General features: G+C 45.7%; 27 protein-coding genes. 21 read left to right on the top strand and 6 right to left on the bottom strand.

The window, feature by feature from the left end; translation table 11 throughout:
- Positions 1–62: 62 nt before the first annotated feature.
- Positions 63–3107, top strand: a complete 3045-nt coding sequence (locus TX85_RS25420; protein WP_049894992.1) for an EAL domain-containing protein — start codon at positions 63–65, stop codon at positions 3105–3107.
- Between the two features lie 26 nt (positions 3108–3133).
- Here TX85_RS25420 and TX85_RS15765 read toward each other — a convergent pair whose 3' ends face one another.
- Complete coding sequence (locus tag TX85_RS15765; protein WP_044480490.1) at positions 3134–4315, bottom strand: ROK family transcriptional regulator; 1182 nt, start codon at positions 4313–4315, stop codon at positions 3134–3136.
- 280 nt (positions 4316–4595) lie between these two features.
- Complete coding sequence (locus TX85_RS15760) at positions 4596–5873, bottom strand: tyrosine-type recombinase/integrase (RefSeq protein ID WP_044480489.1); 1278 nt, start codon at positions 5871–5873, stop codon at positions 4596–4598.
- A 91-nt stretch (positions 5874–5964) separates the two neighbouring features.
- Here TX85_RS15760 and TX85_RS15755 point away from each other — a divergent pair, with 91 nt between their 5' ends.
- Positions 5965–6306, top strand: a complete 342-nt coding sequence (locus TX85_RS15755) for a LytTR family transcriptional regulator DNA-binding domain-containing protein (RefSeq protein WP_044480488.1) — start codon at positions 5965–5967, stop codon at positions 6304–6306.
- 175 nt (positions 6307–6481) lie between these two features.
- Here TX85_RS15755 and TX85_RS15750 read toward each other — a convergent pair whose 3' ends face one another.
- Positions 6482–6706, bottom strand: coding sequence for a helix-turn-helix domain-containing protein (locus tag TX85_RS15750; protein ID WP_044480486.1), 225 nt, complete (start codon positions 6704–6706; stop codon positions 6482–6484).
- A gap of 37 nt (positions 6707–6743) precedes the next feature.
- Positions 6744–7091 (bottom strand): helix-turn-helix domain-containing protein, encoded by a 348-nt coding sequence (locus TX85_RS15745; protein WP_044480484.1) that lies wholly within the window; start codon positions 7089–7091, stop codon positions 6744–6746.
- Positions 7092–7269: 178 nt separating this feature from the next.
- On the opposite strand from TX85_RS15745, the gene TX85_RS26830 reads away from it, so the two are divergent.
- Together TX85_RS26830 and TX85_RS28205 are read left to right on the top strand one after the other, a co-directional pair.
- A complete protein-coding gene (locus TX85_RS26830) occupies positions 7270–7437 on the top strand; it encodes a hypothetical protein (protein WP_158297342.1) in 168 nt (55 codons plus the stop codon).
- 117 nt (positions 7438–7554) lie between these two features.
- Complete coding sequence (locus TX85_RS28205) at positions 7555–7821, top strand: DnaD domain protein (protein ID WP_071784211.1); 267 nt, start codon at positions 7555–7557, stop codon at positions 7819–7821.
- Here the strand turns inward: TX85_RS28205 and TX85_RS27050 are convergent.
- Both TX85_RS27050 and TX85_RS28200 read right to left on the bottom strand, forming a co-directional pair.
- Entirely contained in the window at positions 7772–8137 is a 366-nt protein-coding gene (locus TX85_RS27050) for a hypothetical protein (RefSeq protein ID WP_044480482.1), read from the bottom strand. The genes TX85_RS28205 and TX85_RS27050 overlap by 50 nt on opposite strands.
- A gap of 120 nt (positions 8138–8257) precedes the next feature.
- Positions 8258–8509 (bottom strand): helix-turn-helix domain-containing protein, encoded by a 252-nt coding sequence (locus TX85_RS28200; protein ID WP_392391847.1) that lies wholly within the window; start codon positions 8507–8509, stop codon positions 8258–8260.
- Positions 8510–8555: 46 nt separating this feature from the next.
- On the opposite strand from TX85_RS28200, the gene TX85_RS15735 reads away from it, so the two are divergent.
- From TX85_RS15735 to TX85_RS15645, 17 genes are all read left to right on the top strand, one after another.
- The gene (locus TX85_RS15735; RefSeq protein ID WP_044480480.1) at positions 8556–8876 is read left to right on the top strand and encodes a MerR family transcriptional regulator; all 321 of its coding nucleotides are present in this window, start codon (positions 8556–8558) and stop codon (positions 8874–8876) included.
- Positions 8857–9156: a hypothetical protein gene (locus tag TX85_RS15730; RefSeq protein ID WP_044480479.1), complete on the top strand. Its 300-nt coding sequence runs from the start codon at positions 8857–8859 to the stop codon at positions 9154–9156. The genes TX85_RS15735 and TX85_RS15730 overlap by 20 nt, the downstream gene beginning before the upstream one ends.
- Positions 9157–9169: 13 nt before the next feature.
- The gene (locus tag TX85_RS15725) at positions 9170–9427 is read left to right on the top strand and encodes a hypothetical protein (RefSeq protein ID WP_044480477.1); all 258 of its coding nucleotides are present in this window, start codon (positions 9170–9172) and stop codon (positions 9425–9427) included.
- Positions 9424–9642 (top strand): hypothetical protein, encoded by a 219-nt coding sequence (locus tag TX85_RS15720; protein WP_044480475.1) that lies wholly within the window; start codon positions 9424–9426, stop codon positions 9640–9642. The genes TX85_RS15725 and TX85_RS15720 overlap by 4 nt, the downstream gene beginning before the upstream one ends.
- Before the next feature lie 5 nt (positions 9643–9647).
- A complete protein-coding gene (locus TX85_RS25415) occupies positions 9648–10031 on the top strand; it encodes a hypothetical protein (protein WP_049894991.1) in 384 nt (127 codons plus the stop codon).
- Between the two features lie 31 nt (positions 10032–10062).
- Positions 10063–10770 carry a hypothetical protein gene (locus tag TX85_RS15710; RefSeq protein ID WP_044480473.1) on the top strand — a complete coding sequence of 236 codons (708 nt, stop codon included), beginning with the start codon at positions 10063–10065 and terminating at the stop codon, positions 10768–10770.
- A gap of 59 nt (positions 10771–10829) precedes the next feature.
- Positions 10830–11177: a hypothetical protein gene (locus TX85_RS15705; protein WP_044480472.1), complete on the top strand. Its 348-nt coding sequence runs from the start codon at positions 10830–10832 to the stop codon at positions 11175–11177.
- A 479-nt stretch (positions 11178–11656) separates the two neighbouring features.
- Positions 11657–12733, top strand: coding sequence for a PcfJ domain-containing protein (locus TX85_RS15700; RefSeq protein WP_158297340.1), 1077 nt, complete (start codon positions 11657–11659; stop codon positions 12731–12733).
- Positions 12730–13728 (top strand): DUF3102 domain-containing protein, encoded by a 999-nt coding sequence (locus tag TX85_RS27980; protein WP_044480470.1) that lies wholly within the window; start codon positions 12730–12732, stop codon positions 13726–13728. Before TX85_RS15700 ends, TX85_RS27980 begins: the two co-directional genes overlap by 4 nt.
- Positions 13729–14026: 298 nt before the next feature.
- Complete coding sequence (locus TX85_RS27625; protein ID WP_049894990.1) at positions 14027–14491, top strand: hypothetical protein; 465 nt, start codon at positions 14027–14029, stop codon at positions 14489–14491.
- Positions 14492–14529: 38 nt separating this feature from the next.
- Positions 14530–14895 (top strand): hypothetical protein, encoded by a 366-nt coding sequence (locus tag TX85_RS15675; protein WP_044480468.1) that lies wholly within the window; start codon positions 14530–14532, stop codon positions 14893–14895.
- 37 nt (positions 14896–14932) lie between these two features.
- Positions 14933–15247 carry a hypothetical protein gene (locus tag TX85_RS15670; protein WP_044480467.1) on the top strand — a complete coding sequence of 105 codons (315 nt, stop codon included), beginning with the start codon at positions 14933–14935 and terminating at the stop codon, positions 15245–15247.
- 16 nt (positions 15248–15263) lie between these two features.
- Positions 15264–16037: a DnaD domain-containing protein gene (locus TX85_RS25405; protein ID WP_049894989.1), complete on the top strand. Its 774-nt coding sequence runs from the start codon at positions 15264–15266 to the stop codon at positions 16035–16037.
- The gene (locus tag TX85_RS15660; protein WP_044480466.1) at positions 16027–16374 is read left to right on the top strand and encodes a hypothetical protein; all 348 of its coding nucleotides are present in this window, start codon (positions 16027–16029) and stop codon (positions 16372–16374) included. The genes TX85_RS25405 and TX85_RS15660 overlap by 11 nt, the downstream gene beginning before the upstream one ends.
- A 22-nt stretch (positions 16375–16396) precedes the next feature.
- On the top strand, positions 16397–17713 hold the full coding sequence (dnaB, locus tag TX85_RS15655) for a replicative DNA helicase (protein ID WP_044480850.1): 1317 nt from the start codon (positions 16397–16399) through the stop codon (positions 17711–17713).
- A 10-nt stretch (positions 17714–17723) separates the two neighbouring features.
- A complete protein-coding gene (locus tag TX85_RS15650; RefSeq protein WP_044480465.1) occupies positions 17724–18248 on the top strand; it encodes a sigma factor-like helix-turn-helix DNA-binding protein in 525 nt (174 codons plus the stop codon).
- A gap of 137 nt (positions 18249–18385) precedes the next feature.
- Complete coding sequence (locus TX85_RS15645) at positions 18386–19588, top strand: PIN-like domain-containing protein (RefSeq protein ID WP_316244898.1); 1203 nt, start codon at positions 18386–18388, stop codon at positions 19586–19588.
- Positions 19589–19592 lie beyond the last annotated feature (4 nt).

Genomic DNA, 19592 nt, shown 5'->3' with positions numbered 1-19592 from the left:
ATATAACTAAATTTTAATCTATGACCAAAGTGCCACGACGATCTTGCCTGGGAGGGTTAAGGATGAAACAGCTCGTAAGCTCAGTATTCCTGTTAATGAGTGTGGTAACTTCATTTCTGCTAAACCCCGAATCCGCAAACGCCTCTCGAGAAAATATTCTCTACCAATCCGAGCTGGACTACCCGCCCTTCAAGTATGACCAAAATGGTTATCCTGCTGGATTTGACCTCGATCTGACCCGCCTTTTATTTGAAGAAGACAAATACTCGATTTATTATTCCTTTGATGCCTGGGAGAAGGTTTACGCAAAGCTGAATAACAAGGAAGTAGACACGGTAGGCCTCATGGCCGTTCTGGATGAAAGAAAGGGCGAGGTCAGTTACTCCAAGCCGATCATGAAGACAACGACAGGTATTTTTGCCAGGACTCATTTTGAGGAAGAAGTCACCTTGAACACATTGTCCAGCTACAGGATTGGTGTAGGTGCCGGACAATATACGGAGCAGCAGTTGAAGAGTGAGTTGGGAATTACCGATTATTCGACATTCCTAACCGTTCAGGAAGGGATGCATGCGTTAAGAGAAGGGAAGATCGACCTACTGTTTGAGAATCAGCATGTGGTTAACTATCTGATGATTCGGGAAGCCATGAGTGATGAGATCCGGATGGTGCTGGGAGGACTCTATCCGGTTGACTTCGCTTATGGAATCCGGAAGGATTCTCCCGAGCTTGTATCTTATTTGAATTCGCGGATAACTCAGGTTCAAGGCGATCCTTTGTTCGAGGAGCTATATCAGAGATATTTCTTTACCCATTCCGATCACTATAATGAGAAAATCCGCAACCGATATATAACGGCGGCCGTCCTGATCGTAATTTCGGCTATCGTTGGCTCGATCCTGATCAGATTGTATATCAATCGGCTGCGAAGAACCCTGCAAGGCGAACGGGAATTCTCAAATGATGTGCTGAAGCATGCAAATCTGTTTATCTGGGCGGTCAAGGCTGACGGCAGGACGGTTAGGTTGAATCAATATGCCGAACGACTGATCGGAATTACAGAGGAACAGGCAGAGGATCGTCCATATGATGAGCTGGAGGGCATGTGTGACAACTATCCGGAGCTGCTGCAAATGCTGGATGAAGCATTGAATATGCAATTTGCCGTCGACCGGGAAGTGATCCTGAAGCGTTCGGAAGGAGAGGGAACGATTGCCTTATTGTTCCGAACCACCTCTATTCAAGGGCTGGAAGGTGATCTTGATGTCTTTGTTCTTGCGGGGATGGATATTCAGGAGCGAAAGGAATCCGAGATCAAGCTGCAGAACAGTTACCAGGAGCTGGAGGCAACTTACGAGGAGCTGACAGCAGCCCAGGAGGAGTTGGCCGATAATTACAAGAAGCTGCTTGATAATCAGGAATTGCTGGCGCGGAACGAGGAGCGATATCGACTGGTAACAGAGGCCTCGAACGGAGGCATTTGGGAGATCGACTTAATACATAACAAGAACTACTACTCCCCTAGATGGTTTCAACTGTTGGGCTATGAGGAGGAAGACCAGGTAAATCGGGATATGCTCTCGGATCTCATTCATCCTGATGATGCAGTGGTCTATGCGAGAGAGATCGGGAAGGCTTGTGCGGAGCTTCGTTCTCTGCTGGAATGCGAATTCCGTCTTCGGATGAAACATGGAGAATATCATTGGTTCCTTGCCCGTGGAAAAATTGTATTCGATACCAATGGAGAACCGCAGAGAATGACAGGCTCGATTATTGACATTCATGAATTGAAGCTTTCCCAGGATCGCTTGCATTATATGGCTTATTATGACGAATTAAGCGGTTTGCCGAACCGTCATTACTTTATGAGAGAGCTGGAGAATTTCTCCGAGACACCTGATCGACATGCGGCCTTATTTTTCATCGATACCGATAATTTCAAGTATGTGAACGATACTTTGGGGCATAAGGCAGGAGATCTGCTGCTGGCAGCGACCAGCAAACGCTTGTCCGAGGCGATCGGCAGTGGAGATATGCTGTTTCGCCTGGGCGGAGATGAATTTGTAATTATGCTGGAGGGCATCAGAGAGGCTGCCCAGGCGGAACGCTACGCCGAGAAGCTGATAGAGATGTTCAAGGAGCCGTTCTATATCCAGGGCAGTGAACTGTATATATCGGTGAGCATCGGGATTTCTCTATATCCACAGAATGGAACAGATCCGGAGGAGCTCTTGAAAAATGCGGACATGGCGATGTATGCAGCTAAGGAGGCCGGAAAAGGGAAGTATATGGTCTTTACTCCGGCTTTCCAGCATGCCTTTTATGAACGTGTACAATTAGAAAAGTATCTGCGTCAAGCAGTGCAGAACGGGGAGCTGTTGCTGCATTACCAGCCGCAGGTCGATCTGAATTCCGAGCGAATTTCCGGCTTTGAGGCCTTGGTTCGCTGGAACAGTCCGGAGCTTGGGTTTGTCTCTCCCTTAAATTTTATCAAGGTGGCCGAGGACAGCCGGCTCATTATCCCGATCGGGGCCTGGGTGTTAAAGGAGGCGTGCCGGTTCGGGAAAAGATTGCAGGATGAAGGATATGGAGATTTCCTGATCGGAGTTAATATCTCCGTGATTCAGCTGCTGCAGGATGATTTTGCAGATCATGTGCAGGAAGTGCTAAGAGAGACCGGGTTAAAACCGCAGTATCTGGAGCTGGAGATCACGGAAAGCACGATCATGGAGTCCTTTGACGAGATGGTGGCTAGCCTGACCGTGTTGAGGGATCTTGGAATAAGCATTGCGCTGGATGATTTCGGGACAGGCTACTCTTCTCTTGGTTACCTGAAGCAGATGCCGATCACCACTCTGAAGATTGATAAATCCTTCATTGAGCAGGTTCCGGACGAGGGGGATAGTCGATCCTTGGCGAGAGCCATCGTGCTGATCGGAAGAAAAATGGGGCTGAAGGTCGTTGCGGAAGGGGTGGAAACCCAGCGGCAGCTCCAGTATATCAAGCGTTCGAGATGTGATGTGATTCAGGGTTACTTGATCAGCCGGCCTGTGCCGGAGCAAGATGCATTGGCGCTTGCCGGCAGCAGTCTGCGACTGGATATTTAGCGCATCATGCTGCCGCTGAACTTATTTCAGGCTTCCGCTTGCACGGAGACGTCGGAATCCGCCAGGAAGGCCGTAATTGGCATGGATGCCGCCCCCAGAGCGGTGGAGCGGATTCCCAGCTTGGCAAATTCGACTTGAGTCTTCTTCCGATGATAAGACAGGCTGCGGTTTTTGATCGAGTGCAGCATGGCCTGCTCAAGCTGTTTGCCTGCCAGAGACAGCCGGTTGCCGATGACGATCATTTCGGGGTTCAGAATATTAACGAGATTCGCCAGCCCGATGCCGAGCTGAGTGCCGATCTCATTCAGGAGGGTGACAGCTTGGCTGTTGCCCTCTTCTACTTTCGCCAGCACTTCTTCAATCGTGGAGACTTGCTCGCCCCAAATTGCTGCAGCCTGATCGAGCAGGGCCTTCTCGGAAGCCAGCGTCTCCCAACAGCCATGGTTGCCGCACCGGCAGAGCGGTCCATTCTCGGCGATGGTCATATGGCCGACCTCACCGGAAAAATTAGACGTGCCGCGGTATAGCTGGCCGCCGACGACTATCCCGGAGCCGATTCCGACTCCGATGCTTAAATAGACGAGATCACTGGTATGCAGCCCGGCACCGTACAGCTTTTCCCCGATGGCTCCGGCATTTGCTTCATTATCGATATAAATCGGCAGAGCAAGTTCTTGCTGAAGATGTCCTGCCAGATCAAAATTGTTCCAGCCCAGGTTGGGAGCGGAGACGACTTGCTGAGTCTCATCTACAAGCCCGGGAACTCCGATCCCGATCCCGATGACCCCGTAAGGGGTAGCGGGAAGATCAACACAGATCTTGGAGATCGTGGATTTGATCTGATTCGTTACGCTTTCTGTGGTGTAGTCAGCAAGCGGGGTGCTCTGCTCGCGAATGATATGGCCTTCCAGATCAACAATAACGACAAGAAGATCGTGAACGCGAATGTCCACGCCGACCGCATAGCCGGCTTGTTTGTTGAATAGCAGCAAGGTGGGCTTCCTGCCGCCGCTGGATTCGCCCGGCCCGATCTCGGTAACCAGCTGGGTGTCAATCAGCTCTGCGACCAGGGAGGATACCGTAGCTTTATTTAATCCGATCGCCGCGGAGATATCTGCCCGGGAGAGCGGCTGCTTTTGCCGAATGGTATCCAGGACTATGCCTTTGTTCATCTTCTTGATCAGTTGCTGATCGCCCGTAATTTTCATTGAAGTTCCTCCGGTCACATGCTTTTCTATTCGCCATCATATCATATATAAGTTGAACTAATGAATGTTACGTTCTGGGCAACGTGTGAAGTGTTCTTACGATCGCTGTTGTTCGCGGAATTCTCTAATTGAACGAAGCCATCTTATTTAGTTCAACTTTATATAGATAAAAAGTGCTTACTAAATTACTTAGTTAGTTGACTAGACAAATTAAGTTTATCATAAAACGCGTAGTGACGCGGTCATTTTCGTGATTTGCCCACAATTTGCCCACAAAGGGCTAATTTATGGTTGAGATGAGGTCTTGCATGAGGGTGTCTAGCTTATCGACATTAGCGCGTCTCCGGGCTTCTGTAACATGATAATATACACGCTTGGTTACTTCGTCTGAGGAATGTCCTAGCTGCTTCTGGATGTCCTCCAAGGGGGCACCAGCCTCTGCGTTAAGGCTTGTAAATGTATGCCTCATACTATGAGGCGTGATAGATTCAGGCAGCTTGGCCGCTTCCATGGCCCGTTTAAATGCGTGCTCGACAGCGGCAACATTTAGCGGGTATCCAGGGAAGCTCTTATAGGAAACAAACAAAAACTTTCTTTTTGGGTGAGAGTAAAATTTCTCCCCGCACAAAAGCTTGAAGGTCTTCAAATCATGGCGCTGACTCTCTATGATACTAGTCACGGCATTGCTAAAATCAACTGTTCGCACGGATGCGTCGCTTTTAGGAGTAACAAGCTCGTATTTTCGTATCCCTCCCTTGGGGATATACAGGTTCGCAATTACGCGTATCGTTTTCTTCTTGGTGTCTACTCGGGAATCATCAAGAGCGCATAATTCACCAATCCGCAACCCTGTATAGGTAAGCAAGAATACAACCCGGTACAATTGACGATAGCCGAAGGCGATCCGCGGCCGTGTCTCTTGTGCTGCGAGCTGCTTAATTGCCTTGAGCAGTTCAATAACCTGCTCTTTCTCAAGGTATTCGGGAATCGCCCCGGATGCCTCCAACACTTCCAAGTCGTTAAAGGTTTGTCTAGCGCCTGGCCGCACTGATCCTTCTGACGGGTCTTTGGCAATGATCTGCATACGCTTGGCTAACCTGAATATCATCCGAATGGTTGCGTATATGCCGTTGATAGCGCTCTGGCCCAGGTCATGCTCGTCACGGAGAGACAAGAAGAAGTTTTTAACTTGCAGAGGGGTGATATTTTTCAATTTCACGCCTGCGAATGCCTTCCGCGCTTGCTTCAGGTGCGCATATTTTCCCTCTACCGTCCCGGGCTTCAAGTTCTTCTCAGCTGCATAAATTTCTATAGCCTGCTTCGCCCAATCGATAAATAAAATGTTTTCTTCATCTACAAAAGTACCTTCAATTAATTTGGCCTCGATTAAAATGCCAGCGTTATAGGCTTCCATAGGAGTTGGATATTGCTTCGTATCCCGTTGGCTCCTGGTGGGTACCCCCTCTTCATCCACCACGGTTACATCATAGCGGTACGTATACCCCTTACCGCGCTTCCTGACTTTAGGGGGCAGTTCTTCCTTTTTACGTCTAGCCATCGCTAACCCTCACTTCCATGTTTTTCAACAAGATTTTTGATCAGCTTTCGGATTACCATTAGAGTAAAATCGCACCAAGAGGAGACTGACTATGCAGATCATCGGTGTTAAGATCGAGAACAGGACAGGAGAAGACAGTGATTTTCAGGCGTTCGACTTGTCCGAAGTAAATTATATTTCAGTCTATCGACGTACTAAAAATTCTGAATTGCTACCCGTCTATCACACAACCCATGGAGGATATGCCCCGCTGCTCACCCTTAAGGATATTTCTCAAGCCCTCAGAAAGTATGGATTCGACTATATAGACAAGTCCACCATAGTCAACCGTACCCGGATCAAACGTACCAGAACAACAGATGACGGACAATATGTTACGACATTTGTCGACAACAGCGAAATTGTGGTTGCTTCACGAAGTCGTTACAGATAAAGGGATTATATGCAACTCGACCCCCTTGAGTTGCATCCTTGACTCGACATATTATGACGGATTATGCAAGTGGATAGGTGGATAATTAGGACATAAGACATATTGGTGCGGTAAAAACTTTAGGAATTACTAAAGTTTTTACCGGATCGGGAGGCCATTAGCCTCCGTCGCTCCGCTATTTTTTATCTGAGACCTTCCAGGTATAGAGCATTTCACAGCTAGGCAATTTTAAAGCTCTGGCTATCGTAACGGCTGTCCCCAGCCCCATGCGGGTATGGTTGCTGGCATATTCAGATAGCTGGCTCTCGGAAATGCCGGTTATGATGTGCACCATGCGCTGATTGATACCGGTCTCAGCATAAAGCTCGCGAAGTCGACAACGATCCGGCTCATACCGCATCGTGTTACTCCTTTAATTGTGATTTTAGGGTGGTGGTTCACTTAGAGTTATTTGCCTGCTCCTGTAACTCAAGCAATTGATTAATCTGGCCTTCTACAAACTTTTTGTACTTGTCGTCCAACTGATCGTATTTCTCTACTATTAGAGAAATCATGTTGGTTGAATTGTTCAGAGCACTCAAATCGTTATTAGAATCATCCAGCAGCCAATTTTTATCAACATTGTACATCAATGATACGCAATTAATAAAAAGCTGTGTAGGCGTGACATTACCAAGCTCGATATTCGCAAGGTTTCCTCTCGATATACCAATAGAACTGGCAAACTCATCTTGAGTAAGATTATTTGCTTTTCGTATCAGTTTTATCTTCTCAGACAAATTCATTATTTAATTCACCTCCACAAACATAATATTAATGTCCAAATATGTTTGCGTCAATACCAAATGATTTCAAACAAACATAATTAATTTTAAAAATGTATTGACGCAAACATTAAAATCATTTAAATTGTAATCAGGCAAGCAAATAAATGTAATATGACAAGCAAAAGGGGGAATCAAAATGGGAAACGATAAAGCGAGTCCAATTAAGACCGCATTTGAAATCGGTTCATTAGCTGGACAACTAACTCCTCAGAATCAGTCATATGTCTTAAATACCATAAATGCTTTATTGTTCAGCCAGCAATCGACTAGTTCAGTTGCATCCAAAAAGATGGCCGTAGGGTAAAAAAACTACGTTCTATGATCTCAAAATAACGGTGGGAGAAATCCCACCGTAGTCTGAGGAAGGGAGGGGCCGTGTACGATCACGATTACAACAATCAAATTATCTGCTAATGAAACGATGGTATACAACGCTCACAAACGCATTTTCGGCTTTGAGTGTAATCCGTTTCAAGTCAAAAGGTTGGCAGAGTATATCGAAGATGTAGGGGTGGATGGGTCACTTGTCGTCCATGCGATGGAACAAGTCAAGGAATTATCACATCAATACAGTTTTAAATTTATCGTTCATTTTCTTGATCGATACCAGCGGCAAGGAATTTTGAAGTTACCTCAAGCTATCGAGTTTGATCAGAGTCAGCCTCTAAGTCCACAAAAAGGGCTCTGAGGGGAGCGGTCGGGTTATAGCGATCATCCAAATCATACCTAATGTCTTTAATGCCAGATCCGTTAACACAGATGGTTGAAACGTCCTCGTTTGATTGAAATGCAATGTTACTGACATGTTGGTAGACTCCATTTTCATCAGGGATATAGACACAGATGTTGCTATCAGCCTTATGAACTCCGAGCACAAAATTTTCTTCAATATCAATAAAGAAGGTTCCTAAGGGTATTGCCTTGGGGAACATTAACCACTTGCCTGAAATTGTTTCTATTAGTTGATGAATTTCGGTATCAAAGTTATCTGGAATATCGCACATTGTTTTATTCCTTTCATAAAGTATTTGATGGTTTTGGCATTAACAATTCTAGCAAATCGTTGGGAGAAATCCTACCGTAGTCGTATCAGGGCAGAACCCTCCGGGCTGGTTTTATCAGATTCAGCCTAAGAGATAGTTGTCAGACACATCAAGAGCATTGGCTATGCGGGCCAAATTCTTGTGTCTCGGTTCAAAGTTCCCGTTCAACCAGCGTTCTACTGTGACGGGCGATACGTTTGCAAGCATGGCTAAAGCAATCGCGTCTAGTCCTCGATCTTCCATTGCGGAGGATAGGCGTTTGGAAAAATCCGAATCAAAAAAAGAAGAAAAACATGTATCACTCTCCTTTCTCCCGGAGGGTGCTGCCTTGATACGACGACACTACTATTTTAGCAGATTTTAGGAGGGAGATAGGGACGTGTTAGTATCCCAAACAACAAAGGTGATGCGTTCAATTTTGGAAATGCTGGACGTACCTGAGCAAAAGCTTGCTATTCAGCAAATCAGCAAGGAATACGCTGTTGAGGATAGTGTGCCGCGTGCTTATTCAGACGCTGAATTGGCTCAACGTTACGATGTCAATGTCAGAACTGCCCGAAAGTGGTTGGCAGCGGGTAAGATTAAAGGATTTCAGAACGATGACGGTCGTTGGTATACACGTGCTGATTGGGTGGACGAATACGAACTGACCAAAGCCGGGATGTTGAAGGAGGTTGAATATGATACCAGAGGAGCTTAAGCGGGACCGCTACTGGCGCAGCACTCTACACATTTTCCTGGAAAGTGATAGATTGCGACAATTCGTTGCAACCCATATTGACTTTGATGCTCGCACTATTAATACAGGCGGCTTGAAACGTATTTCACGACCGTGGAGCCAATCAGAACGATTCATGCTTAACCTAGCACTACATTTATTTAACGAGCAACACAAGCTTAGCAACCTGTCAGACATGGATTACCTTGATTCAAATAATAAACGCATCGCCTTAGAGGCTATTAAACTTCGATTCATGTGAGGGGGTGTGCTGAGTGGATTTGAATCTGCAGAACTGGCGTAGCTTCAGGCACTTGCAGGACTTAATCCGGTTTAGGGATAGCGGCAAGACGCTTGACGCGGGTGACGACTGGCTGGACAAGGAAATCCACGACATCATGATTGACTTGGGATTGAAGGAACAAAAAAAGCAATCCTCCGGGTTAGGAGCCGGAAGATTGCAGGCATTACAAAATATTCAAAAGTATTATATCACAGTTCGTCGCCTCATTAAAAGGGGGCTTGCTAAGTGATCGTTTTGAAAGGCGATATCGTCCGCACCAAGAGCGGAGCGGTCGGGGAGGTCAAGGAGATCTCGGGCGTTGCCAGAGAGTTCATTAAATTGACCATAAACGGAGTCAAGTCGCCGCCTATGTTTGCATCAGAGGTCACTGAGATTATCGAGCGGCCAAATGCCGAGCGGCATAAGCAGAAGAAATGGGCTTCATCCCCACGGGAAAGGGGGTGATAAGTATGCATATATCTTTGGACAAGCTTGCTGGAGGCGCCGCTGCTGAGAAGCTCAATATCGAGCTGGCTAAGTTGGCCGCCAACGTTATGGACCCGAACACAAAGGCAGAGGCGGCCCGTACGGTTACGCTGACGATTGCAGTCAAGCCCAATAAGCAAAGACAGGTTGGTGACGTGGAAATTAACGTCAAGTCTAGCCTGGCCCATTCCACGGGAATTCCTACAGCCTTCACGTTCGATTTCGATACTGACGGAGCTGCGGTTCTCAAGGAATTGCCAAATCGGGAACACGATCCGAACCAGACTCAATTGTCTGATGCAGGGGATGTTACAGATGGCCATGGGAAGTCACTGGCTGACAACAAGGTCGTTGGTATGTATCGCTAATCTTTGAAAAATGAATAGGAGGATTATTTGAATGATCAAATCAGCAATTGAAAAGATTTTGAGCCTGGCCGGTATTCACACTACCGAAATTGGTGAGCAGGTGTATACCAATCAGGAATTGCGGCGAGTATCTGAGCCCACAGCCTCGACACTGAAAGTTCGTAACCTTAGCGGTCTTGTGGACTATCTTCGTAATGACTTTGATGCCAAGCTTCCTGTCATGGTGCACATCGAGTCACCGACGCTTGTCAGTGCAGTTACTGGCTTCAATAGGAACGTGGAACGTAACACGCTGATCCAGGCAGAGGCGCTGTTGCCTAATATCCGATTCGGTGATTTTTACGATGTTGAGAGATTTAACATTCTATTACAAAGCTGCTTTGTAGAGAACGGTGTGAGAAGTAAGCTCCTTGCCATCGTCGGGAATGTAAGGGACGAAAATGTAATGAGCTTTGGCGACAATGGGATTAGTCAACAGGTGACTGCAAAAACCGGAGTGGCCACTGCTGAGATCGTGCCTGTTCCTAACCCTGTCAATCTGAAGCCTTACCGGACTTTCGTCGAGATTGAACAACCGGAATCGTCATTCGTATTCCGGATGCAGGATGGTCCTTCTGCCGCGATCTTCGAGGCCGACGGAGGCGAATGGAAGCTTCGCGCAATTCAGGAGATCAAGTCTTATCTGGATGAAGCCCTTAAGGAGCAAATCAGTAGTGGCCAGGTCGTCATTATTGCCTAATTGATCATTTTATGTGCCGGGAGGCTAGTCCTCCCGGGCTATTAAAAGGAGGAGAACGTGTGTTACAGGAAGCTCTTCGCAAGCTGCAAAAGGAGATAACTGATTCCAAAGGTGATGATTATACAAATTTAGTAGGCTCTTTCTTGATGGATCATATCCGTCAAAACCCGCATCATGCACCACTTATCGTGGCTGAGGGAAAATCCGTAGCAGGGAGCCTGAAAGCCATGCAAACAGAGGCTAGTAAAAAGAAGAAAGGCAACTTCGCAATGCTGACACCGGATCAAGGATTTGCAGTTGTACTCAAGTATTATGGGATTTCAAGTAAGAAATCAGCCTCAGAGCCCGCTCCGGCACCCCAGACTTTGGACATTTCGCTTGATGAACTAATGGAAGATTTGATGTAGGAGGGATGGGAATGCCTAAGGATGCCGCGTTTGCTGCACATAAGGCTCATTTCGGGCCTATTAGTAAAGAATTAATAGATTACGTGAACAATTGCGTTTTGCTCAGAAGCCGCTACCTCTTTATTCAGACAAAGAAGGGGATTCAATCAGCCTATTGCACCCATTGCAAGCGAACTCACTATCCCAATAATCCGCTGAGACACCGGGAATTTACCGACTGTCCAAAATGTAACTCGCGTTGCATGATCTATAGGGCCAACGTTGGCCGCAAATATCTTTGTGATTTCGCCTATGTTGTTCACTACCAAAAATCCATTATTGATTCATCTGTTGTCACGGCTGTAGGTTTTTACGTGCGGCGAGACTATACAGGGGATTTCAAGAAAGTAGAAACATTGTTTAGACCTTCATGCAGCTATGTTTTCAAGATGGGAGATAGCTCGGCATATAGCACATACAATGGCGATGACTGGCACCGTATGGACAGAGTTATCTCAGAATATTCACTTTATCAGAATATACCCAAATATTATTCCCGGGAGAGCATTGCAATAGCTGTTGATGGTACTCCTTTGCAGTACAGCACCTGGGAGCAATACAACGAGCAGGATATGACTAAGTTTTTCGCACTTTATACGGAGCACCCCTGCATTGAGTACCTCACGAAGATGAATCTTACCTACTTTGTCAAGGCGAAGCTATACGGCATGAGAACGTATGATGCAATCAATTGGAGAGGGAAGACGATAGAGCAGATTCTGCGGCTTAAGAAACAGGATATACGTAGATTCCTGGAGTGTTACCCTCAGATAAAATTCAGCGATGATGCTCTTGCCCTGCGATTGTATCAACTGACCTTGAACGATAGTGACCGTCCAACGCTCGGAAGCCTTGGAAAACTGTCTGATTCCATAGAAGTCTTATGGCCTGACCTGAAGCGCATGTTCAAGTATCAGAGTGTTGTGAAGTGTGTGAAGTATGTGGAGCGGCAATTCCAGAGGGGGAAGAAGGAACATTATCGTTACCGGGATAGTGTTTTGCGCATGTGGAAGGATTACATGGAACAGTGTAAAATGCTTGAATTTGATCTATCCCGGATTGAGGTTGTTTTCCCTCATGATCTCCATGCAGCCCATGAGAATACGACATCACAGGTAAAGATCAGCCTGTCTGACATAGAAAAGCGAAAGATTGCTGCAAGATTTAAGACCCTGGAGCGTCGCTATCATTTTGAATTCAAAGGGTTCGTCTTGCGACCGGCTAAGTCCGCCAATGAAATTATTGAGGAAGGAAAAAAACTTCATCATTGTGTGGGAGGATACGCCCAGCGACATGCAGATGGCAAGACAAATATTCTCATGATTCGCAAGGTTTCGGCTCCAAATGAGCCGTTCTATACGATGGAGATCAAGAATAACAAAATCGTTCAATGCTATGGGATGCGACATTCCTTGCCTGCGGCCGATCTACAAGCTTTTATTGAGGCTTTTAAGGCGGAGAAGATTGCTCCAAAACCCAAAACAGTGCCGCTTGAGCGGCAGGAGGTAGCGGTATGACCAAACAAACAAAGCAAGTCGTTGCGAAGGAGTCAGTTCAGGTATCGGATAGAACTCCTCAATTGATCGCAGCAGAAATCCGGAGCATTGATGCACAAGCCCGCAAGGTCGTGATGGACAGCGCAATCGAGATCGGGAAGAGGTTGATCGAAGCCAAGGAGCTTGTCGCTCATGGTGAATGGGGCAAATGGCTGGAATTGAATGTGAACTACAGTCAATCGAGCGCTAATAACTTTATGCGTATTGCTACTGAATACGAGGGCGCAAATTCACAAACGTTTGGCAATCTTTCTTATTCCCAGGCTGTGGCTCTTCTGGCCGTACCAGCAGAGGAAAGAGAAGGGTTTGTAGAGGAAACCAATGCTTCTGAGCTTTCGTCTCGGGAATTGAAGGCTGCAATTGAAGCCCGGCAAGAAGCCGAAAGGAAGCTCCTAGAGGAGCAGGAACGTGCGGAAGCAGAGCGGAAGGCTCGCGAGGAGTTGGAGGCCAGGCAAAAAGAGCAAGAGGAACAGGTTGCTTCTTTACAGGCCGAGATTGAGAAGGCAGTGAGTGCTAAAGATACACCAACGGCGGCCAAACTCAGAACGGAGCTGAAGGAAGCCAAGCAAAGCGCTGATAGTTATCGCGCTAAGATCAAGGAGCTTCAGGAGGAATTAAAGAAAAAGCCTATCGACATTCCGAGCATCGAGCGTGTTGAGGTTATTCCAGAAGAGACGCAAAAGGAGCTTGAAGCTCTGCGTAAGCGTGAGCAAGAGCTTGCGGCCAAGCTACGTGAAGGAGAGGAAACCACAGCCAAGGAACTGGCTGCTCTCCAGGAACAGCTTGCTAAGAACAATAATACGGTACGGATCAAGGTGCAGGAGCGTCTTAATCTGCTGGTGACTAATTTCAATGAACTGCTGACAGCGATCGCCGAGGAGCAGAACGAGGAGGAAGCCAAGAAGTTCAAAGGCGCTGTGGTGAAGCTCTGCGACAAGATCAAAGGTCAACTCTGATGTTCTTCTTCATCTTTGATAATGAGCAGTACAAGCCCGGCACGGTCTGTCTTGTTACTAGCAGTCGTCGGGACGAAGGCAAGAAGGTTGTCATAGACAAGGTTAATGGTAATTTCGCTTGGTGCTATGACAACCGGCCTGTAAAGCACCGCATAAACCGTCGTGGGGAGCGGGTAGTCGAATTTGACCCGGCCTGTGTCTTATCAGGTTACAGTCTTGATGATTTAGCGATAACAAGCGATATTCCCCTTCAGGATGATGGATGGGGAGCGAAGTGGAGAAGGGAGCGGTTAGGCCTATGAGCGACCAAAACAAAGGACTTTACAATAAATTCAAAATCGTCAATCGGGAGACGGGCGAAGAGGCAGACGGGGACTTTTTTGTCCTCAAGCCCATCAATGATCCGGCAGCCAGGGCTGCGCTATTGACTTACGCAGAGAAAACGGACAACAAGCAGCTGGCTGTTGATATAAAAGTCTGGCTACACACGTTGTCGATTGGGGGGCCGATTCTGATAGGACGATATAACACAGCCAAACACCGCGCAGATATGATGCTTCCGGAAAACGAACGCACTGACAAACCGGTCAAGTTTCGAGCGCTAAAAGATATCTATTGGGATGATTGGGGAAAATTTCGCCGCGTATTCGTGAAAGGCCGGATATATGAAGGTGTTCAGCATTCAGACGGAAGTGTCTCGGGATACAGTCCTTACTATGATGTGAGTGATGGTCTGGACCCAGGAGAATACGAACTGATTTAGTGACATTCCGAAAAAAAGTGCAGCTAAGGAGGTAAGTCATGAAGCGATTTGATTCGATAATCGAAGCCATGAGGGAGGTTAGGAAAGCCTCTAAGAATTTGGATTTGAACGAGGAAATTTTCCTGGCTGTAGATTATTGGGGAGATACCTACTATGTTTCAGATGATGCGTGGGACGTAGGCTCAGTTATAACAAAAGACTATTGCGAAAACCATACTGACTCGTCACCCGAGAGAGTGGCAGATGAGTGGAAAGTAATTGAATATTGTCGAGCAGAAAAGAAAGAAACTTATCCAAATACCTATGAAAAGGCAAAGAAGCCATCCTTTAAAAGCGATGTTGAATTAATCAGGAAATTCGGATCAATTTCGCCAGAATACAGCGTTGACTTCAATATAAGTTGAATTGCACAGTACGGAAAAAGAAAAGGAGGGTAAGGCAATGCCTAACAAGGAAGGTCGGTACAACAAGCTTGAGGTGAAGCGCAGCGGCTTGCCGGTATACATTCCTCGCTCCAGCCGCTGGACAAGCAAGCCTTACCGTTTTGCTGTCCTGTTGACAAGGAGACGTTGCCAGCAATTCGGAGTACCTGTCAAACAGAATGAAGCTCCTGGAGCATTCCTGTTTTCTGCCAGCGCAGGAGCGGGCACTAGTGACCAGCAGCACAGGTACTATCCGCTTTTTGATCGCACAACGGACATGGCTGGCAATGAATCAGCCAGGCTGTATCCTCATGAGATTATGAAACCGGACTAAAAGAGAAGGTGAGAACTTGGACTACATTACGGAAATCAGCTCCTTTTATGATTGGCTCGAAACAAACACGTTGACTGATTCTGCTATTGTTCTGTGGCACGCTTTGATGCACACATGCAATCGGGCAGGATGGCCAGACGAGTTTACTGTAGCTGTATCAACCTTATCTAATAAGACAGGTTTGAAAAAGGATGCGATTAACCGAGCCCGTCACCGGCTACAACAAACGGGCAGAATTGATTTTCAGAGCCGCTCTGGACAGCAATCAGCAGTTTACAGAATTATTCCTTTTGCATCGTTTAAAACGACTCAAAGCAAGTCATTAACAGATAGTGACGTTTTAAACGACTCAAACCGCGTCATAAACCGACCGCAAAGCGCGTCACAAGGTCAATCACAAAGCGCTTCTATTAATAAAGATTTAAATTCTTCTTCTACTTCATCTTCTTACGAGTCGTTCTATGCAGCTCACGAAAGAGTGTTCGGATATGGATGCAATCCCTTTCAGGCTCAACAACTCGCGGACTACATAGATCAAGACGGCATCGAGGAGCGCGTTGTTATTCGGGCGATAGAAAGAGCTGCTTCGACTTCAGGCAGGTACAATTTCAAGTTGATTGCAAAGATACTAGACGATTATTTCAAGTCAGGAGTAAGGACATTGGAACAAGCTATAGCTATTGATGCACAGTTTGAAGCGGAAAGAACCAAACCGACAACATACAAAAACCGCAAAGGAAAGACAAGTTTCGCTGATATGGCAAAGGGGATGGCCGCTAATGAAAATTGAAGAGGTAGGCAAGCTATTTGACCTTATCATTGAGTATTACCCGATTTTCTCCGGCGACGGGGATAAGCTCAAAGCTTGGCATGATGTCCTTAGAGGTGTGACATACGAGACGGCCCAGCAGAACTTAATCCAATATGCATCGGATCCGGACAATAAATTTCCTCCTCATCCTGGAGCACTTGCGCGGCGAACTGACGCTAAAACGGATGCCGAGCGTTATCACGATCATATGAAACAGACAGGCGTTCTCACTCTAGCTCAATATGATCAACTTCGGCAGGGCGTGGTGGCACCAAGCTCCGACATCATCAGAAGGGTGCGTGAACAGCTTGGCTGATTTAAGAACTTTACCCAACAGCATGACATCAGAACAGGCGCTACTCGGGGTGCTGTTGATCGAACCCAAGTCAATTGTTCAGATTTCGGATACGCTTCAGCCAGAACACTTTTACGCTGCCCAACACAGGTGCATTTACGAAGCAATTCTGGAGCTTGAACAGGCCGGAAAAACAACTGATTTGGTCAATGTCACGGCCCGGCTGACAGAGCGAAAGCAGATTGAGGATATTGGTGGAGTAAAATACTTATCGGATTTATCAAGAGCTGTGTCCCGAACGATATCCAGCGAGACTGACATAAAGGACTATGCAGACACCATCAAAGATAGATTTTTGCACAGAGAGACGATCATTCGTCTGGAGCGAGAAGCGGCAGCTGCATGGGAGGCCGACACAGGTTATGAGGCCGCTGTACGTGTGCAGGCTACTGCAAACATCTTATCAGATCAGGCTGCACGACCAAAAGAATTCCGGACGATGAAGGAATTAGGTATGGCAGCGTTCGAGCTTCTGGAGCAGAGATTTGCAAATTCGGGTGACGAAGTGACAGGTATTTCATCAGGGTACAGTGATCTTGATGGGATGACATCAGGATTCCAGGATTCAGATTTGATCATTGTTGCAGCTCGCCCTTCTGTCGGAAAAACAACATTTGCACTGAACATCTCACAGCATGCGGCGATTCGCGAAAAAAGGAAGGTTGCTCTGTTTAGCCTGGAGATGTCGGGTGAGCAGCAAACTTTGAAAATGATGAGCGCCGAGAAGATGATTGATGCTAACCGCATTCGGACGGGTTTTCTAAGGTCGGAGGATTGGGATAAGGCTGCCTTTGCAGTTGGAGAACTGGCTGAGGCCGACATTTTCATTGATGATTCTGCGTCAATCACGGTTTCCGAAATCATGAACAAATGCCGTCGCCTGAAAAATAAGGTAGGTCTGGACATGATCGTAATCGACTATTTACAGCTCATTTCCGGAGATCGTCAAGGAGAAAATCGTCAGCAGGAAGTGTCCGAAATATCGCGCAAACTTAAGCAGCTTGCCCGAGAGTTAAATGTGCCGGTTATCGCATTATCCCAGCTCAGCCGGGCTGTTGAGCAGCGGCAGGACAAGCGGCCAATGTTGTCCGACCTGCGGGAATCGGGCTCCATTGAGCAGGATGCTGATGTAGTCGCGTTCCTTTACCGGGATGATTACTATGATCGCGAAACGGAGAAGCCCAACATCATTGAAATTATTATCGCCAAGCAGCGGAATGGTCCGGTCGGTACGGTCGAACTGGTATTTATGAAGGACTTCAATAAATTCGCTAATTATGAAAGATCACACGCAGTTTAGGAGGGATAGGATGGCAAAGGTTTTACCTGATCAGCATGGCGTACAAGATTTAGGTCCGGCTACAGCAGCTAATTATCAGCGATCCTTAAACGCAGCAAGACGTGTCTATGCCAGGGCTGATGCTGATGATAAAAAAGCCATCTCCGGAATGATCAGCGATTGTGAATATGTCATCGAATGGCTTTCAACCGGACGTCGCCCCGGAAATAAGCGAGGTGTTGAAAGACTGGCCGCATATCAGCGTGAAAAGTTGGTGGATCCTCTTCGAATGCAGGCATTTGTCAGCAATGCGAAGGCAGGGAGCCCTAGCAACCTGAGTGATTGGGAGAGGTTTCAGATCGAAGATGCCCTATCTCGCTTAAGCGAACGCGAACGAGAGTGTTATGTGATGGCTCATGGTGAGTGCTTTTCTTTCGGAGAGATCGCCAATATGCTAGGATTAAGTAAAGGAAGCGTTGAGGAATATGTAGAACGAGCCCAAAAGAAAATATCGGAAGACCTTCAAACTAGCCTATTCCTGGTGCCGCCGGAATAGGCTTTTTAATTTTTGTTAGAAGAGGAAAAACGAACATGATGTCGAATTGACTAATGAAAACTCATATTATCTGGAGGTTTAGAATGAGATCACTTTTTTCAGGATACTAAACCCCAACAGAAGCAGAATTTGAGCAAATATGGAGAGAGTGTATTTTTATTTTTGATACTAATACTCTCTTGAACCTATATAGATATGATGAAAAAACGAGGGGATTTTTGTTAAGAGTAATGGATCTTATTAGTGATAGAATTTGGATTCCTCATCAGATTGCTCTTGAATACCACAAACATATGCTAGATGAAATTCACAATCAGAACAATACATATCGAGACATTATAGACTATGTTAGAGACAATATTGATGACCTTAAGAAATGGTTAAGTAACTTGCGGAATTCCAATATTAACTTAGAAGAGATTATAGCTATACTTGATGAATCGCAAAACAAGATAGTCACAAATTTAGAAGCTCAGGAAAAGGACCAACCTGATTTAATTCAAATCATGAACCAAATAACTAGTTTACTTGAAAATAAAATAGGAGATGCATATTCTCAAATTGAACTTGATAACCTTTTTAAGGATGGCTTACGACGGTTTGAAAATAAAATTCCTCCTGGATATAAAGATGTTAAAGAAAAAGAGAATAGAAAGACAGTTAACAACGGATTGATTTATGAAGATAAATTTGGAGACTTAATTTTCTGGCGTCAGATTCTTGATATTTCTAAAAAAGAATCAACTAAATCTGTGATATTGGTGACAGATGATAATAAAGAAGATTGGATTCTCAAAATTAAAGGGCAAAAGAAGGGGCCTCACCCAGAACTGATACATGAATTTAAAAAGGAAAGTAACGGAAAACTATTCTATTTATACAATACAGAACAGTTTCTTAAGTATGCAACTGAATTTTTGAGGTTAAATGATGGTTCACTGGATGTTGATGAAGCAATTAAGAATGTAACAAGCACGAAGGAACTATTACACAATCTTCAGGGGCCAACCGGTGTTCAGTATGTAGAGGTTATGGAGAGTGATAAATTTAATAGAATAAAAGGAGATGGAGAATATAAATACTTCTACCAGTATAATATAACTCTTTATTGTATCGTGGTTAATAAATGGGAAAATATTTTACATGAATTTATCAATGACCTAGAGAATATGTTTAATCTTTATTTAAAAATCTACTCCACATCAGTAAAAGGTAATGAAATAATTAAACTGGAAGTTATGACAAACAAGCCATTTAACAGTCTTATTATTGATCTCTTAAATAATGTCAATAAAGAGAGGTACATAGTTACCGAAATAAATGGTTACTTGGAAGATTAGCAAT

This window comes from Paenibacillus antibioticophila (assembly GCF_000455265.1).
Taxonomy (GTDB): domain Bacteria; phylum Bacillota; class Bacilli; order Paenibacillales; family Paenibacillaceae; genus Fontibacillus; species Fontibacillus antibioticophila.
Note: the sequence above shows the minus strand (reverse complement) of the source record. Positions and strands in the feature narration are given on the sequence as shown.

What these genes read in the sequence shown, in the direction of transcription:
- TX85_RS25420 (WP_049894992.1), top strand. Translation starts at nt 63, where the DNA reads ATGAAACAGCTCGTAAGCTCAGTATTCCTGTTAATGAGTGTGGTAACT.
- TX85_RS15765 (WP_044480490.1), bottom strand. Translation starts at nt 4,315, where the DNA reads ATGAAAATTACGGGCGATCAGCAACTGATCAAGAAGATGAACAAAGGC.
- TX85_RS15760 (WP_044480489.1), bottom strand. Translation starts at nt 5,873, where the DNA reads ATGGCTAGACGTAAAAAGGAAGAACTGCCCCCTAAAGTCAGGAAGCGC.
- TX85_RS15755 (WP_044480488.1), top strand. Translation starts at nt 5,965, where the DNA reads ATGCAGATCATCGGTGTTAAGATCGAGAACAGGACAGGAGAAGACAGT.
- TX85_RS15750 (WP_044480486.1), bottom strand. Translation starts at nt 6,706, where the DNA reads ATGCGGTATGAGCCGGATCGTTGTCGACTTCGCGAGCTTTATGCTGAG.
- TX85_RS15745 (WP_044480484.1), bottom strand. Translation starts at nt 7,091, where the DNA reads ATGAATTTGTCTGAGAAGATAAAACTGATACGAAAAGCAAATAATCTT.
- TX85_RS26830 (WP_158297342.1), top strand. Translation starts at nt 7,270, where the DNA reads ATGGGAAACGATAAAGCGAGTCCAATTAAGACCGCATTTGAAATCGGT.
- TX85_RS28205 (WP_071784211.1), top strand. Translation starts at nt 7,555, where the DNA reads ATGGTATACAACGCTCACAAACGCATTTTCGGCTTTGAGTGTAATCCG.
- TX85_RS27050 (WP_044480482.1), bottom strand. Translation starts at nt 8,137, where the DNA reads ATGTGCGATATTCCAGATAACTTTGATACCGAAATTCATCAACTAATA.
- TX85_RS15730 (WP_044480479.1), top strand. Translation starts at nt 8,857, where the DNA reads ATGATACCAGAGGAGCTTAAGCGGGACCGCTACTGGCGCAGCACTCTA.
- TX85_RS25415 (WP_049894991.1), top strand. Translation starts at nt 9,648, where the DNA reads ATGCATATATCTTTGGACAAGCTTGCTGGAGGCGCCGCTGCTGAGAAG.
- TX85_RS15710 (WP_044480473.1), top strand. Translation starts at nt 10,063, where the DNA reads ATGATCAAATCAGCAATTGAAAAGATTTTGAGCCTGGCCGGTATTCAC.
- TX85_RS15700 (WP_158297340.1), top strand. Translation starts at nt 11,657, where the DNA reads ATGGACAGAGTTATCTCAGAATATTCACTTTATCAGAATATACCCAAA.
- TX85_RS27980 (WP_044480470.1), top strand. Translation starts at nt 12,730, where the DNA reads ATGACCAAACAAACAAAGCAAGTCGTTGCGAAGGAGTCAGTTCAGGTA.
- TX85_RS27625 (WP_049894990.1), top strand. Translation starts at nt 14,027, where the DNA reads ATGAGCGACCAAAACAAAGGACTTTACAATAAATTCAAAATCGTCAAT.
- TX85_RS15675 (WP_044480468.1), top strand. Translation starts at nt 14,530, where the DNA reads ATGAAGCGATTTGATTCGATAATCGAAGCCATGAGGGAGGTTAGGAAA.
- TX85_RS15670 (WP_044480467.1), top strand. Translation starts at nt 14,933, where the DNA reads ATGCCTAACAAGGAAGGTCGGTACAACAAGCTTGAGGTGAAGCGCAGC.
- TX85_RS15660 (WP_044480466.1), top strand. Translation starts at nt 16,027, where the DNA reads ATGAAAATTGAAGAGGTAGGCAAGCTATTTGACCTTATCATTGAGTAT.
- dnaB (WP_044480850.1), top strand. Translation starts at nt 16,397, where the DNA reads ATGACATCAGAACAGGCGCTACTCGGGGTGCTGTTGATCGAACCCAAG.
- TX85_RS15650 (WP_044480465.1), top strand. Translation starts at nt 17,724, where the DNA reads ATGGCAAAGGTTTTACCTGATCAGCATGGCGTACAAGATTTAGGTCCG.